The 15,017-nt window shown below is 74.4% G+C and carries 12 protein-coding genes and 1 pseudogene; 9 read left to right on the top strand and 4 right to left on the bottom strand.

All coding sequences use genetic code 11. The features are described from left to right. Positions 1–30 precede the first annotated feature (30 nt). Complete coding sequence (locus ACFWUY_RS08795) at positions 31–2,532, top strand: MFS transporter (RefSeq protein ID WP_384103920.1); 2,502 nt, start codon at positions 31–33, stop codon at positions 2,530–2,532. Positions 2,533–2,542: 10 nt separating this feature from the next. Here ACFWUY_RS08795 and ACFWUY_RS08790 read toward each other — a convergent pair whose 3' ends face one another. Next, positions 2,543–3,709, bottom strand: coding sequence for a hypothetical protein (locus ACFWUY_RS08790; protein WP_384103916.1), 1,167 nt, complete (start codon positions 3,707–3,709; stop codon positions 2,543–2,545). A 167-nt stretch (positions 3,710–3,876) separates the two neighbouring features. On the opposite strand from ACFWUY_RS08790, the gene ACFWUY_RS08785 reads away from it, so the two are divergent. From ACFWUY_RS08785 to ACFWUY_RS08765, 5 genes are all read left to right on the top strand, one after another. Further along, positions 3,877–5,664: a hypothetical protein gene (locus tag ACFWUY_RS08785; RefSeq protein ID WP_384103913.1), complete on the top strand. Its 1,788-nt coding sequence runs from the start codon at positions 3,877–3,879 to the stop codon at positions 5,662–5,664. Between the two features lie 75 nt (positions 5,665–5,739). After that, positions 5,740–6,573, top strand: a complete 834-nt coding sequence (locus tag ACFWUY_RS08780) for a M55 family metallopeptidase (RefSeq protein WP_384103910.1) — start codon at positions 5,740–5,742, stop codon at positions 6,571–6,573. Continuing rightward, positions 6,566–7,900, top strand: a complete 1,335-nt coding sequence (locus tag ACFWUY_RS08775; protein WP_384103907.1) for a M20/M25/M40 family metallo-hydrolase — start codon at positions 6,566–6,568, stop codon at positions 7,898–7,900. The genes ACFWUY_RS08780 and ACFWUY_RS08775 overlap by 8 nt, the downstream gene beginning before the upstream one ends. Before the next feature lie 72 nt (positions 7,901–7,972). Further along, complete coding sequence (locus ACFWUY_RS08770; RefSeq protein ID WP_384103904.1) at positions 7,973–9,973, top strand: prolyl oligopeptidase family serine peptidase; 2,001 nt, start codon at positions 7,973–7,975, stop codon at positions 9,971–9,973. Continuing rightward, the gene (locus ACFWUY_RS08765) at positions 9,970–10,941 is read left to right on the top strand and encodes an LD-carboxypeptidase (protein ID WP_384103901.1); all 972 of its coding nucleotides are present in this window, start codon (positions 9,970–9,972) and stop codon (positions 10,939–10,941) included. The genes ACFWUY_RS08770 and ACFWUY_RS08765 overlap by 4 nt, the downstream gene beginning before the upstream one ends. A gap of 188 nt (positions 10,942–11,129) precedes the next feature. On the opposite strand, the gene ACFWUY_RS08760 is transcribed toward ACFWUY_RS08765, so the two are convergent. Then, entirely contained in the window at positions 11,130–12,218 is a 1,089-nt protein-coding gene (locus tag ACFWUY_RS08760) for an adenosine deaminase (protein WP_384103898.1), read from the bottom strand. A gap of 89 nt (positions 12,219–12,307) precedes the next feature. Further along, positions 12,308–13,090 carry a GntR family transcriptional regulator gene (locus ACFWUY_RS08755; RefSeq protein ID WP_384103895.1) on the bottom strand — a complete coding sequence of 261 codons (783 nt, stop codon included), beginning with the start codon at positions 13,088–13,090 and terminating at the stop codon, positions 12,308–12,310. Positions 13,091–13,291: 201 nt separating this feature from the next. On the opposite strand from ACFWUY_RS08755, the gene ACFWUY_RS08750 reads away from it, so the two are divergent. The 3 genes and pseudogenes from ACFWUY_RS08750 to ACFWUY_RS08740 form a co-directional block, all read left to right on the top strand. Next, positions 13,292–13,543: a DUF1049 domain-containing protein gene (locus ACFWUY_RS08750; protein ID WP_384103892.1), complete on the top strand. Its 252-nt coding sequence runs from the start codon at positions 13,292–13,294 to the stop codon at positions 13,541–13,543. Continuing rightward, a complete protein-coding gene (locus ACFWUY_RS08745; RefSeq protein WP_384103889.1) occupies positions 13,540–13,890 on the top strand; it encodes a hypothetical protein in 351 nt (116 codons plus the stop codon). The genes ACFWUY_RS08750 and ACFWUY_RS08745 overlap by 4 nt, the downstream gene beginning before the upstream one ends. 57 nt (positions 13,891–13,947) lie before the next feature. Then, positions 13,948–14,487 (top strand): annotated as a pseudogene (locus tag ACFWUY_RS08740) (GNAT family N-acetyltransferase); the annotation flags it as partial. Positions 14,488–14,586: 99 nt separating this feature from the next. On the opposite strand, the gene ACFWUY_RS08735 reads toward ACFWUY_RS08740, so the two are convergent. Beyond that, entirely contained in the window at positions 14,587–14,922 is a 336-nt protein-coding gene (locus ACFWUY_RS08735; protein WP_384103885.1) for a DUF6204 family protein, read from the bottom strand. Positions 14,923–15,017: the final 95 nt, after the last annotated feature.

Here is a 15,017-nt window from a genome sequence, read left to right as displayed (position 1 = left end):
GCGCAGACGCCGTGACGAGGGGAGCAGCACGTGGGTGCGATCACGATGGCGAAAGCCGCCGATGACGCGGAGGGCACTGCCGGCGCGGTGGACGCGGAGCCCCTCGCGGCGGGCGGCCCGCCCGCCGACCTCGCGCCGCCGTCCGACCCGGGACCGGCCGCCCTCGACCCCCGCCGCGTCCGGCTCGTCTTCTGCGGCCTCATGCTCGCGCTGCTCCTCGCGGCCCTCGAGCAGATGATCGTCGCCACCGCCCTGCCGAAGATCGTCGGCGAGCTCCAGGGCCTCGACCGGATGTCCTGGGCGATCACCGCCTACCTGCTGACCTCCACCATCGGCCTGCCGATCTACGGGAAGCTCGGCGACCTCCTCGGCCGCAAGGGCGTCTTCCTCTTCGCCATCGTCGTCTTCGTCATCGGCTCGGGCCTCGCCGGCTGGTCCCGCAGCATGGACGAACTCATCGCCTTCCGCGCGCTCCAGGGCGCCGGCGCGGGCGGCCTGATGATCGGCGTCCAGGCGATCATCGCCGACATCGTCCCGGCCCGGGAACGCGGCCGGTACATGGGCCTGATCGGCGCCGCCTTCGGTCTCGCCTCCGTCGCGGGACCCCTGCTCGGCGGCTTCTTCACCGACCACGTCTCCTGGCGCTGGTGCTTCTACTTCAACGTGCCCTTCGGGCTCGTCACCCTCGTCGTCGTCGCCGTCGTCCTCGAACTCCCCAGGCCCACCGCCCGCGCGCGCTTCGACGTCCTCGGCGCGCTGCTCCTCGCCGCGGCCTCCACCTGCGTCGTCCTGCTGACCAGCTGGGGCGGCACCGAATACGCCTGGGACTCCCGGGTCGTCCTCGCCCTCGCCTGCGGCGCCGCCGGAACGACCCTGCTGTTCCTGGTCGTCGAGCACGTCGCGCCCGAACCCCTCATCCCGCTCCGGCTGTTCCGCGACTCCGTCTTCACCGTCACCGCCCTCGTCGGCGCCGTCGTCGGCATCGCGCTCTTCGGCGCCGCCAGCTACCTCCCCAGCTTCCTGCAGATGGTCGAGGGGGCCACCGCCACCGAGTCCGGCCTCCTGATGCTGCCCCTCATGGGCGGCATCGTCATCGCCTCCGTCGTCTCGGGCCAGCTCATCAGCCGCACCGGCCACTACAAGATCTACCCGGTGGTCGGCGGAGCCGTCTCCGTCCTCGGCATGTGGCTGCTCTCCCGGATGGACGTCGACACCCCGCGCCTCCAGCACAGCCTCTGGCAGGCCGTCCTCGGCACCGGGATCGGCCTCGTCATGCCGGTCCTCGTCCTCGCCGTGCAGAACTCCGTACGCCCCGCCGACCTCGGCACCGCCACCAGCGCCCACAACTACTTCCGGCAGATCGGCGGCAGCGTCGGCGCCGCCGTCTTCGGCACCCTCTTCGCCTCCCGGCTCGACGACGCCCTCGGCGACCGGCTCGCCGGCGTCCTCTCCGGCGGCCCGACGTCCCTGCCGCCGGCCGAGTCGATCACCCCGCAGACGGTGCACACCCTGCCGCCCGCCGTCCGCGACGCCTACATCCAGGCGTACGCGGACGCGATGCCCCGCATCTTCCTGTACCTCGTGCCGGTCCTCGTGCTCGGCCTCGTCCTCGCCTTCTTCCTCAAGGAGAAACCGCTGGTGTCCCACCACAGCCCCATCACCGAGGCCACCGGGGCCGACGACTTCGGCGGCGTCCAGGCCGTCCCGCACGCCCGGCACGCCGCACCCGCGCCCGCGCCCACCCACGTCCCCGCGTCCGCCGCCCCGCCGCACTCCGGGGTCCCCGTCTGCGGCACCGTCCAGCACCACGACGGCAGCCGGGTCCCCCGGGCCGCCCTCACCCTCATCGACGTCCAGGGCCGGCAGGTGGGCCGCGGCGCCAGCGGCGAGGACGGCCGGTACGCGCTGAGCGTCCCCGGCGGCGGCGCGTACGTCCTGATCGCGGCGGCCGGCGGACACCAGCCCCAGGCCGTCTCGGTCACCGTCGGCGACCGGCCGATCGACCTCGACGTCGTCCTCGGCGGCGCCGGGCGGCTCGCCGGCAGCGTCGTCACCGCCGACGGGACGCCCGTGCGGGACGCGGCCGTCACCCTCACCGACGTACGGGGCGAGGTCGTCGCCTCCACCCGCAGCGGACGCGAGGGCGGGTACGTCATCACCGAACTGGTCGCGGGCGAGTACACGCTCGCCGCCAGCGCCCCCGCCTTCCGGCCCGCCGCGCTCCCGGTGAGCGTCCAGGCCTCCCGCGAGACCCGCCAGGACATCGAACTGGCCGGCGGCGCCGTGCTGCGCGGCACGGTACGGGCCGGCGGCGGGCGCCCCGTCGAGGACGCCCGGGTCACCCTGCTCGACGCCGCGGGGAACGTCGTCGACACCCTCACCACCGGGGCCGACGGCACCTTCCGCTTCGTGGACCTGTCCTCCGGCGAGTACACGGTCATCGCCGCCGGCTACCCGCCCGTCGCGACCGTCCTCCAGATGGCCGGCGGGGGCCGCACCGAGCGCGACCTCCAGCTCGGCCACCAGGACTGACCGGCTGTGCTCAGGGGGTGGTCGTCGCCTTGCGCAGCGCGCTGATGCAGGTGCCGATCGCCTCCTGGAGGGCTTCGAGGCGCTGGAGCATGTCGGCCTCGTAGATGTCCTCCTCCATCACCTCGTCCAGGGTCAGCTCCTCGAAGACCTTCGTCGCCTTCTGCAGGCTGTTGTAGAACTTCGTCCGCCGCTCCTGGACGCGCAGCGCCGGGTCCTCCTCGACCGCCTTCGCGACCAGGCCCTTCACCGCGTCGTACGCCTCGCCGGCCCACTCGCCCGCCTCCTCCGAGTCGTCGAGCTCGTCGAGGAGGGACAGGTGCCGCTCCGCCTCGGCCCGCAGCTCGGCCGGCGCCTCCACGGTCTGCCCGGCGGGGGTCCTGATCTGGCCGTTCTCGACGATCTGGCGTACGTACCCGATGCGGTCGGCCGCCTTCGTCTCGCTCGCCACCGCCTTCTTCAGGTCGTCGGTACGCGCGATCGCGCGGGCCATCTCGGTCTGGAGGGCCGGGTCCTCCTTCATCCGGTCGAGGAGCGCGCCCCGCGCGGCCTCCGCCGTCCCCGGGTCGGCCAGGATCGCGGCCCGCAGCGCCGTCGGGTTCTCCGCGACCTCCAGGGCCTTCGTCGGCCGGATGCCCTCCGCCTCGGCCGCCGCGCTGATCGCCTGGCCGCGCACCGACGAGGCGCTGTTGCGGGAGGAGTAGTACGCGAGCCAGACGTCCGCGTCGGGCAGCTCGATGTCCTCGCCGGGGACGAGCACCTCGAACTGGGGGACCAGACCGTCGTCGGCCGCCATGTCCCAGGCCTTGTAGTAGCGCATGACCCGCTCCGGCGAGCACCCCGCGAGCTCCGCGAAGGCCTTCGCCGACACCTTCGTCCGGGCCGTCCCCTCGGCGGCCTGGCCGCCGGGCCGGACGCTCCGGGCCACCTTGAGGGCGAAGGCCCAGCCACCGGTCCGCGCGTACACCCCGAAGTCCAGGGCGTCACGGACGACGACGGGGTCGTGGTCCCGGTCCTGGTCGTCGTCCTGGCCGTGGTCGTCGTCGTCCGTGTCCTGGACTTCCTGTGCAGCCTCCTGGGGCTCGGGAGCCGACGGCACCCAGAACTCCGGCTCGGAGACCGCCGTGACGGTCTCGGGTTCGGTGGGGGACGTTTCGGACGGGGTGAAGGCGATGGTCACCGAGGGCTCTCCGGAAGGTCGACAACGACAAGTGCGGCCGACAGCCTATACGCGCCCGTTGACGGTGTTTCGTCCGATTCGAAGCCCTCGGTAAACCGGTGGCGGTGCGGGCTCGGCAGAGGGCAGGATGCCCGCATGACCTACGGAATCGAGCTCCGCCCCGCGCGTTGAGCGCCTCGCACGAGCGCCCGGCGCTCGCACCCTCCCTGTACGCGTACGCCAAGGGCCTGCGCGACAGCGCCCCCGACGGGCCGCCGCCCCGGGGCGGCCACCCCCTCCCCGGCACGGCGCGGCCCCCTGGCCGCAGGCGCGCGGGCCTCGGCCACCGCGAGGCCCGCGCCGCCGTCACCGGCATCCTGCTCCCGCTCCTCGGCGCCCCCGACCCCGCACGGACCGTCGCGGACGCGGAACGCGCGCTCGCCGCGACGGGTGTCGCCCGCGCGCAGGCCGTCTTCCGCACGGCGGCGGCCGTCGAACCGCCCGGCGAAACCGCCGCACGCGCGCGTGCCCGATCGTTCGCCCGCCGGCTCGTCCGGACCGGGACGACCGTCCTGGGCGTGTCCGCCGGGCTCGGGCTCCTCGGCCGGCTCGCGGAACCCGAGGACGTCCCGTACCTGCGCGTCCTCGGCCTGCTCGACGGTCTCGGCCACTCCGTCGACGAAACCCTCGCGCCCCTGGACCGGGAGGCCGCCGCCCTGGTGTGGCTGATCCACCGGGCCGAGGGCGAGGAACTGCGCGGCCTCGTCGACGCCCTGGCCACCGGGGACCGGGCGGCCGTGCACGACCGGCTCCTGAGGCTTCCCGCCGACGCGCGGGGAGTGGGGCCCGAGGTCGCCCGGCGGGTCGCCGAGGCCGTCGGTCTCGCCGGCCTCCTCCGGGCGGACCCCGCCCACCCCGGCCTCCTCGCCCGGGCGGTGCGCCTCCTCGCCCGGATGACCAGCAGCCGGGACTACCTGACCGAGATCGTGCGGTACGCGGACGCCGTCGACCTGTACGAGACGGTGGCCGCCCACGCGTACCGGCTGCCCCGCGACGTGGAGCACCGGGCCCGGCTGCTCACCCTCGCCCTCGACCTGCACAGCGGAGCCTCGTACCTCCTGCCCTGGCCGCCCGGCCGGCGCGAGGAGCTCCACCGTGTCCTGCTCGACACGGCGGCGTGGCCGGGGGAGGCCCCGACCGGTCCGGACGGGCGACGACGCGCCGACTGGATCCGCCGTACCGCACGTCAGCTGCGCGCCGTCCCGCGGGACCCGCCCCGGTTCCGGATCGAGGTGGCCGTCGCCGACCCCGGCGACCCGGACGTCGTCGAGACCCGCTTCCTGATCGACGGACGCCCTCTCGTCCCGGAAGCCTTCGACCAGGGGTCGGGGGATTCCCCCGAGCGACTCCTCGACAGCGGCGTGCTGCGGGCCGGGCCCGAAGCCCGGGAGGTGCGGCTCGCGGAGGCGTACTGCACCGAGGGCTGCTGCGGCGCGCTGTACGTGACCGTGCGCCGCGAGGGCGAGCACGTCGTGTGGAGCGACTGGCGGCGGCCGGGCGGACCGGCCGGGCTGCCGGACCTTCCCGCGTACCGCTTCGACGCCGCCGCGTACGACGCCGAGATCGCGCGCGCGGAGCACGACCACGGCTGGACCTGGCCGGCCCGGCACACCGCCCGGCTGATCACCGCCGGGCTCCGTGACCGACCGGACCTCCTCACCCGCTGGGGCCTGCGGCAGGGCTGGATCAGTACGGACTTCCGCGACCCGGACACGACCGTCGTCACCTTCACCGGCCCGCCGCTCGCCGGCGGGAATCCGCAGGCGGAGGGGGAGCCCCGCCAGTTCCTGTGGCGCCTGCCCGACGACGGGAGCCCTCCCGGGGAACGGGCCGCCACGGCCCTGCGCCGACTGGCCGAGGGCGACCCCAGGCGCTATCCGGAACTGCGCCGATGGTCCGTACGGCCGTCCCGGTGACCGTCAGTGGTCCACTCCAACGGCGGTTATCCACAGGGGTGGTGGGGCCGCCGGGCGGCGCGTACGGTGCCAGACATGAAGATCCTCATCAGCGCCGACATGGAGGGCGCGACCGGTGTGACCTGGCCCGCCGACGTGCTGCCCGGCACGCCCCAGTGGGAGCGGTGCCGCGCGATGTTCACCTCCGACGTGAACGCCGCCGTGCTCGGCTTCTTCGACGGCGGCGCCGACGAGGTGCTCATCAACGAGGCGCACTGGTCTATGCGGAACCTGCTCCTGGAGCGGCTCGACGAGCGGGCCGAGATGCTCACCGGGAAGCACAAGTCCCTCTCCATGGTCGAGGGCGTGCAGCACGGCGTCGTCGACGGCATCGCCTTCGTCGGCTACCACACGGGCGCCGGCGCGGAGGGCGTCCTCGCCCACACCTATCTCGCCAACTCCATCACGGGAGTCTGGCTCAACGGTGAGCGGGCGAGCGAGGGCCTGCTCAACGCGCGTGTGGTCGCGGAGTACGGGGTCCCCGTCGTCCTCGTCACCGGCGACGACCTCACCTGCGAGGACGCCCTCGGGTACGCGCCGGAGGCCCCCAAGGTCGCCGTCAAGGACCACGTCTCGCGGTACGCGGCGGTGTGCCGGACGCCGGCCAGGACCGCCGCCGACATCCGGGCGGCGGCGAAGACCGGCGCCGCGCTCGCCGTCCGCCACGAGCCGGTCCGGGGCGGCCCCTTCACCGTGGAGCTCGAGTTCGACGCCGAGCACCTGGGCGCCGCCGCCACGGTGGTTCCCGGCGTGGCGCGGAGCGGCGAGCGGCGCGTCGCGTACACCAGCGAGACGATGTACGAGTCAATTCGCACGTTCAAAGCGGTCACGACCATCGTCTCGGCCGCGGTGGAGGAGCAGTATGGCTGAGGAGATCCGGGGCGCGGACACGACGGCGCTCGACGAGGTGGTCACCTTCACCTCCGAGCTCATCCGCATCGACACCACCAACCGGGGCGGCGGCGACTGCCGTGAGCGGCCCGCCGCCGAGTACGTCGCCGAACGGCTCGCCGCCGCCGGCGTCGAACCCACCCTCCTGGAGCGGACTCCCGGCCGCACCAACGTGGTGGCGCGCATCCCCGGCACAGACCCCTCGGCCGAGGCGCTCCTCGTCCACGGCCATCTGGACGTGGTGCCCGCCGACCCCGCCGAGTGGACCACCCACCCCTTCTCCGGGGAGGTCCGCGACGGGACCGTGTGGGGGCGCGGCGCCGTCGACATGAAGAACATGGACGCGATGGTCCTGGCCGTCGTCCGCTCCTGGGCCCGGCAGGGCATCCGGCCCCGCCGCGACATCGTCCTCGCCTACACCGCCGACGAGGAGGCCAGCGCCGAGGACGGCTCCGGCTTCCTCGCCGACCGGCACGCCGCCCTCTTCGAAGGCTGTACGGAGGGCATCAGCGAGTCCGGGGCGTTCAGCTTCCACCCGCAGCCCGGCACCACCCTCTACCCGATCGCCGCGGGGGAGCGGGGCACCGCCTGGCTCAAGCTGACCGCGCACGGCCGGGCGGGCCACGGCTCCAAGGTGAACACGGCCAACGCCGTCACCCGCCTCGCCGACGCCGTCGCCCGGATCGGCTCGCACACCTGGCCCGTCCGCCTCACCGCGACCGTCCGCGCCGCCCTCACCGAACTGGCCGCGCTGTACGCCATCGACATCGACACCCAGGCGCCCGACCTCGACGCGGACCTGCTCCTCGACAAGCTCGGACCGGCCGCCGCCCTCGTCGAACCGACCGTCCGCAACAGCACCAACCCGACGATCCTGGACGCCGGTTACAAGGTCAACGTCGTCCCCGGCCAGGCCGTCGCCTACATCGACGGGCGGACCCTGCCGGGCACCGAGGAGGAGTTCGCCGCGACCATGGACCGGCTCACCGGGCCGGACGTGGAGTGGGAGTTCCACCACCGCGAGGTGGCCCTCGAGGCCCCCGTCGACTCACCGACCTTCGCCAAGCTGCGGGCCGCCGTCGAGCGCTTCGACCCGGCAGGGCACGTCGTGCCGTTCACCATGTCCGGCGGCACCGACGCCAAGCAGTTCTCCCGGCTCGGCATCACCGGCTACGGCTTCTCGCCGCTCCGGCTGCCCCCGGACCTGGACTACGGGGCCCTCTTCCACGGCGTCGACGAACGGGTCCCCGTGGACGCCCTGCACTTCGGTGTCCGGGTCCTCGACCACTATCTGAAGACCGCGTAGCCGAGCAGACGAGCAGACGCGTAGTCGTCACGGGCGCGTCCGCGCGCAGGAATCCGACCGGGGGGAAGTCCCATGAAGAGCACGGCCGCCTACGGAAGCTGGCCGTCACCCGTCGACGCGGCGCTCGCCGCCGCGCACGACGGGCGGCCCGAGTACCTCGGCGCCGTCGGCGACGAACTGTGGTGGACGGCGCCCCGCCCCGCCGAGGGCGGCAGGCGCGCCCTCGTCCGGCGGCGCGCCGACGGCACCGAGGAGGGCGTGCTGCCCGCCCCGTGGAACGTGCGCAGCCGGGTGATCGAGTACGGCGGCCGGCCCTGGGCCGCGGCGGCACGCCCCGAGGGCGGGCCGTTCGCCGTGTTCTGCCACTTCCCCGACCAGCGGTTGTACGCGTACGAACCCGATGCCGCTCCCGGCGCGCAGCCCTGGCCCCTCACCCCCGTCTCCGGGGTCGGTGGCGGACTGCGCTGGGTGGACCCGGTGATCCACCTGGACCGGGGCGAGGTGTGGTGCGTCCTGGAGGAGTTCACCGGACCCGCGCCGACCGACGTGCGCCGGGTGCTCGCCGCCGTACCCCTGGACGGATCGGCGGCCGAGGACCGCGCGGCGGTGCGCGAGCTCTCCGACGGACGGCACCGGTTCGTGACCGGGCCCCGGCTCTCCCCGGACGGGCGGCGGGTGGTCTGGATCGCCTGGGACCATCCCCGGATGCCCTGGGACGGCACCGAGGTCCTGATCGCCGAGCTCGCCCCCGACGGCACCTTCCACGGGGCGAGGACCGTCGCGGGCGGGCCCGCCGAGTCGATCCCACAGGTCGACTGGGACGCGGCGGGACGGCTGCTCCTCGTCAGCGACCGCACCGGCTGGTGGAACCTCTACCGGGCGGAGGTCGACGCGGACGGCGGGGTGACAGAACCGGTCGCGCTCTGCTCCCGCGCCGAGGAGTTCGGCGGACCGCTCTGGAAGATCGGACTCACCTGGTTCACCCCCCTGGAGGACGGGCTGATCGCCGTCGTCCACGGCAGGGGGACCACCACCCTCGGCATCCTCGACCCCGAGCGCGGCGCACTCGTCGACGCCACGGGGCCCCGGACCGAATGGGCCTCGACGCTCGCCGCCCACGGCACCCGGGTGGTCGGCGTCGCCGCCGGACCCCACAGCTCGTACGAGCTCGTCGAGCTCGACACCCGCACCGGCCGCACCCGCGTGGTCGGCGCCGCGCACACCGACGCCGTCGATCCCGGCCACTACTCCGAGCCCGTTCTCCGTACCTTCACCGGCCCCGGCGGGCGGGAGATCCACGCCCAGGTCCACCCGCCCCACCACCCGGGGTTCACCGGGCCGGAGGGCGAACTGCCGCCCTACGTCATCTGGGCCCACGGCGGTCCCACCGGGCACGCCCCGCTCGTCCTCGACCTGGAGATCACCTACTTCACCTCGCGGGGCATCGGGGTCGCCGAGGTCAACTACGGCGGTTCGACCGGCTACGGCCGGGAGTACCGGGAGCGGCTGCGCGAGCAGTGGGGCGTGGTCGACGTCGAGGACTGCGCGGCCGTCGCCGAGGCGCTCGCGGCCGAGGGCACCGCCGACCCGGCCCGTCTCGCCGTGCGCGGCGGCAGTGCCGGCGGCTGGACGACCGCCGCCTCCCTCGTCGCCACCGACGTGTACGCCTGCGGCACGATCATCTACCCCATCCTCGACCTGCGGGGCTGGGCGACCGACGAGACCCACGACTTCGAGTCCCAGTACCTGTACGGCCTCATCGGCGCCCTGGAGGAGGTGCCCGCCCGGTACGAGGAGCGCTCGCCGATCGAGCACGTCGACCGCGTCACGGTCCCCTTCCTGCTGCTCCAGGGGCTCGACGACGTCATCTGCCCGCCCGTGCAGGCCGAACGGTTCCTCGCGGCCATGGCCGGCCGGGGCGTCCCGCACGCCTATCTCGCCTTCGAGGGGGAGGGCCACGGCTTCCGCGGGGCCGAGACCCTGGTCCGCGCCCTGGAGGCCGAACTCTCCCTGTACGCGCGGGTCTTCGGCGTCCATCGGACGGACGTGCCCGCTCTGGAGTACCGCACGTGACCGGCCCCGTCGACGACCGAGCGGCCAGGGTCGGGCCGGGGGCCGGATCGCTCGTCCGGCCCGAGCGGCTCCGGCCCGGCGCGCGGGTCGCCGTCGTCGCGCCCAGCGGGCCCGTCCCCGAGGACCGTCTGCGGGCGGGCCTCGACATCCTGCGCGCCTGGGACCTGGACCCCGTGGTCGCCCCGCACGTCCTCGACACCCATCCCACCCTCGGCCACCTCGCGGGCACCGACCGGGGGCGGGCCCGGGACCTCACGGAGGCCTGGTGCGACCCGTCGGTCTCCGCCGTCATCTGCGCGCGCGGCGGGTTCGGCGCGCAGCGCATGGTCGACCTCGTCGACTGGAGGGCGATCAGGGGGGCCGGGCCCAAGGCGTTCGTCGGCTACAGCGACGTCACCGCCCTGCACGAGGCCTTCGCCGTCCGGACCGGCTTCGCCACCCTGCACGGTCCGATGGTCGCCGCCGGCACCTTCCTCTCGGACCCGCGCACCCAGGAGTCGCTGCGGGCGACCCTGTTCGAGCCCGAGTCGGTACGGAGCATCGGCCTGGAGACGGCACGGGCCCTGGTGCCGGGCCGGGCCCGGGGGGTGACCCTCGGCGGCTGCGTCAGCCTCCTCGCCGCCGACCTGGGCACCCCGTACGGCCGGCCCTCGGCACGCGGTGGGCTGCTGCTCCTGGAGGACGTGGGGGAGGAGCCGTACCGGCTCGACCGCGTCCTCACCCAGCTGCTGCGCTCCGGCTGGCTGGACGGCGTCACCGGAATCGGCCTCGGCTCCTGGGCGGAGTGCGGTCCGTACGAGGAGGTGCGGGCGGTGCTCGCCGACCGGCTCGGCGGGCTCGGCGTGCCGGTCGTGGAGGAGATGGGCTTCGGTCACAGCACGACGGCGCTGACCGTGCCGCTCGGGGTGCCGGGGACGCTCGACGCGGACGAGGGCACGCTCACCCTCGACGTACCGGCCCTGCGCTGACCTCGACGTACCGGCCTCGCGCCGACCCCGGGACACCGGCCCTCGCGCCGACCCCGGGACACCGGCCCTGTGCCGAGCCGCGCGCCGGTACCCCCGTTCTGCGGCTCGGCGCGCCGGCTCGGCGCCCCGGTCCGTCAGCAGCCACCGCCAGCGGGACCGGCCGGCCGTCGGCCGGTCCGCGGCGGCGGTCAGAGTGCCGCGTATCCCGGGCGGACCACCTCGTCGATCAGCCGCTGCCGCTCCGGCAGCGGCAGGAAGGCGGCGTCGAGGGCGGCGACCGTGAACTCCTCGAAGACCTCGGGGCCGTACCCGAAGGCGTCCACCATGTGCTGGAACTCCTCGCTCATGGTGGTGCCGGAGACCAGCCGGTTGTCCGTGTTGAGCGTGATGCGGAAACCGAGCCGGCGCAGCTCGTCGATCGGGTGCGAGGCGTAGTCCTTCGCCGCGCCCGTCTGGAGGTTGGAGGTCGGGCAGACCTCCAGGGCGATGCGGTTGTCCCGGACGTACGAGGCCAGCCGGCCCAGCGTGCCGTCCTCGGCGATGTCGTCCGTGATCCGCACACCGTGGCCGATCCGCTCGGTGCCGCAGACCTGCACGGCCTCGTGGATCGACTCGGCGCCGACCGCCTCGCCCGCGTGGATCGTGAAGTGGCAGTTCTCCCGCTTCAGGTGCTGGAAGGCGGGGAGGTGGCGGGCCGGCGGGTTGCCGATCTCGCCGCCGGCGATGTCGAAGCCGGCCACGCCGTTGTCCCGGTGCGCGACCGTGAGCCGGGCTATCTCGAGGGAGCGGTCGGTGTGCCGCATGCCGGTGAGGAGCGTACGGACGGTGATGCGGCCGCCGGTCCTGCGCTCGCCCTCGCGGAAGCCGTCGTTGACCGCCTCGACGACCTCGTCGAGGCTCAGCCCGCCCTCCAGGTGCTGCTCGGGGGCGTAGCGGATCTCGGCGTAGACGACGCCGTCCGCCGCCAGGTCCTCGGCGCACTCGGCCGCGACGCGGGTGAGCGCCGCACGGGTCTGCATGACCGCGCAGGTGTGGGCGAAGGTCTCCAGGTAGCGCTCAAGGGAGCCGGAGTCGGCGGCGTCCCGGAACCAGACCGCGAGCGCGGCCGGGTCCTCGGTCGGCAGCGAGGTGTAGCCGCACTCCCGCGCCAGTTCGACGATGGTCGCGGGGCGCAGCCCGCCGTCGAGGTGGTCGTGGAGGACGGCCTTGGGGGCCCGGCGGATCCACTCGGAGACGGTGGTGACGGCAGGCGTGGCGAGGTTGTCAGACAAGTGCATGGCGGGGAAGTGTACGCCACCGGGGAGGGGCGCGCTGTGACGGTTCCGACACGGGTCCCGAAGGCGGTTCCCGGCGGGGCCGGCGGTGCTCAGTGGGACTGGAGCACCGGCAGGGCGGGAGCGCCCGTCGGGAGCATGTGCTTGGCCGCGAGGACCGGGGTCTCGCCGACCCGTACGACCTGGGTGACCAGCACGGCGGGGGTGTCCGCCGGGCGTCCCAGCTGCTCCCCGCGCCGCCGCCCGAGCAGCGTCGCCGTGATCCCGCTGTGTGCGCTCAGCGCCGTCTCGCGCGAGGCCCCGACGAGGACCGAGAGCATGGAGACCGCGGGTCCGCGCCCCGGGCTCCCCGCCCCGGCCGGGGCGTCCGGATCCGTCGCCCGCAGAGCCCGTGCGAACTCGGGGTGCACCTCGTCGAGCAGCTCGTCGGCCGCGGCCCACTCGTGGCTCAGCGCCGCCGCCGTACCCTCCCCGACCAGCACGGACTCCCAGAATCGCAGCTCGACACGGGCCGGAGCGAGCAGGTGCTGGGTGGTGAAGTCGGTCGGCTCCTCGACCGTCCGCAGCAGCGCCCGTACCCGCAGCGGCGCCCCTGCCCCGATCAGCTCCTCCAGCGGCTGGACGTGCTCGAAGCCGCGCCGGGGCGGGCGGTCGTTGACGGTCCGCCCCACCCCGCGCCGCACGGAGAGCAGGCCGTCCTCCTGGAGCAGCAGCAGAGCCTCGCGCAGGGCGGGCCGGCTCACGCCGAGCTCCGCGGCGAGCTTGGGCTCGGAGGGGAGCGTCGAACCCGGCGGATACGTGCCGTCGTGGACCGCGTCCGCGATCCGCTCGTAGAGCGCCACGACCGGTCGCCGCCGCTGTCCGCTGACCGCCACGGCCGCTCCTCGTCTCGTTCCCGCCGGTGTACCGGCACCGTGTCTCCGTCGGTGTCCGGCACTACGGTAGTCGGCCCGCGTTGTCTGACAAGTCACCCGGACGGCTCTCCTCGCCGTCATGGTGAGGCCCCGCTCACCCCATTCTGGTCCCACGGCGGTGGCCGGGTACGACCGACGGCGCGACGGAGGAGAGGGCCGGGCATGAGTCCCAAGGAGACGTCACGGACACCGGGCGGGGGGAGGTCCCGGTTCACCGAGTCCCTCACCCCCGGCCGCATCGGGATGGCGGCGCTCGCGACCATCACCCTGATCTTCATCTTCCAGAACACCCGCGAGGTCAAGATCCGTATCCTGGTCCCCGAAGTCACCATGCCGCTCTGTCTGGCCCTGCTCGCGACCGCGATCCTCGGCGCGGCCCGCGGCTTCTACGTGGCCGCCCGGAGACGGAAGTGAAGCGGCGCGCCGTCGTGGGCGCGGGCGCCGTGCTCGCGCTCGCCGCCGTCGCCGTCAGCTCGGCCGAGGGGACCGCCGCGCCGGACGACGACGCCAGGACCCGCCCGGTACCCGACTTCCTCGGCCGGGGCCTCTGGCAGGTCTTCACCCGCCTGGACCGCCGCACCCGCCTCGACGTCCACGACGTGAGCGGACGGGACCGGCGGGTGCTGTGGCCGCCGAGGTGGGAGGTCTGCACGCAGTACCCGGCGGCGGGGACGGACCTCGACCGCCGCACCACCGTCATGATCGGGGTCGTACGGAAGGGCGAGACCTGCCCGCCCCGGGTGCGGACGGCGCGCCGCTGACGGCCGCGGCAGGCCACGGCCGTCCCGTGGCACGCGGGGCACGCCGACGGGTCCGGCATAGCCTGGCCGTATGTCCGACGATCGTGGCCGGTACCTCGCCATCGGCCCCGCGTGGGTCCGCGTGCCTTCTCCCCCGACGACGCCGAGGAGTTCACGGCCCGTGCCCGCGAGAGCCGGGAGCTCCACCGGCCCTGGCTCTTCCCGCCGTGCACGGTAGAGGCGTACAACGCCTACGCGACCCCTCTGATCGAGGACCCGGCGCGCGCCGGCTTCCTGGTGTGCGAGCGTGACCCGGGCGGCGGGATCGCCGGATTCGTCAGCATCAACAACATCGTCAGGGGCGCCTTCCGCAGCGGGGCGCTCGGGTACGGCGCCTTCGCGCACGCCGCCGGGCGGGGACTGTTCACCGAGGCCCTGGGGCTGCTGATCGCGTACGCCTTCGGGCCCCTGGAGCTGCACCGCCTCGAAGCGAACATCCAGCCCGGCAACACCGCCTCCCGCGCGCTGGTCCACCGCGCGGGCTTCCGCCTGGAGGCCTTCTCCCCCGCGATGCTCTTCGTCGACGGGGCCTGGCGGGACCACGAACGCTGGGCGATCATCGAGCCGGAGCCGGAGCCGGAGCCGGAGCCGGAGCCGGAGCCGGAGCCCTGGCCCTGGCCCATGGCCGAGCCCCGGCCCCGCCCCCGGCCGGGCCGCTCAGCGACGCTTGTGGTTGATCTTCATCGTGTCGAGGTCGGTCACGGTCGACCGCAGCGCCTTGTACCCGTGGCCGAGCTCCCTCAGCGCGGTCTCCACCCGGTACTCCGCGAGCGCGCCCGCCATCTCGTCGCCGTCCTCGGCGTCGGAGACGACGACCAGGCGGTACGAGAAGTGCTTCAGCGTCCGGTCGTAGGACAGCGAGCCCTCCTCCGTGAACTGCATCGCCGTCAGCCCGTGCGCGTCCGCCTCGGCGAGCAGCCGGGACCGGCTCTCCTCCGACAGGCCGTCGAACGTGCCGCGCACGATGACCCGGTAGGTGTGCTGCGTGCCCATCGTTCGTACTCCAGTACCGTCGTTCCCCGGCCGCCGGGCGGCGCGCCGACCGTCCACACTACGGCGGGGCCGCCCGCGCCGCCGGGAATATCCGG

The sequence above is a fragment of the Streptomyces sp. NPDC058664 genome (assembly GCF_042716635.1).
Classification (GTDB): domain Bacteria; phylum Actinomycetota; class Actinomycetes; order Streptomycetales; family Streptomycetaceae; genus Streptomyces.
Note: the sequence above shows the minus strand (reverse complement) of the source record. Positions and strands in the feature narration are given on the sequence as shown.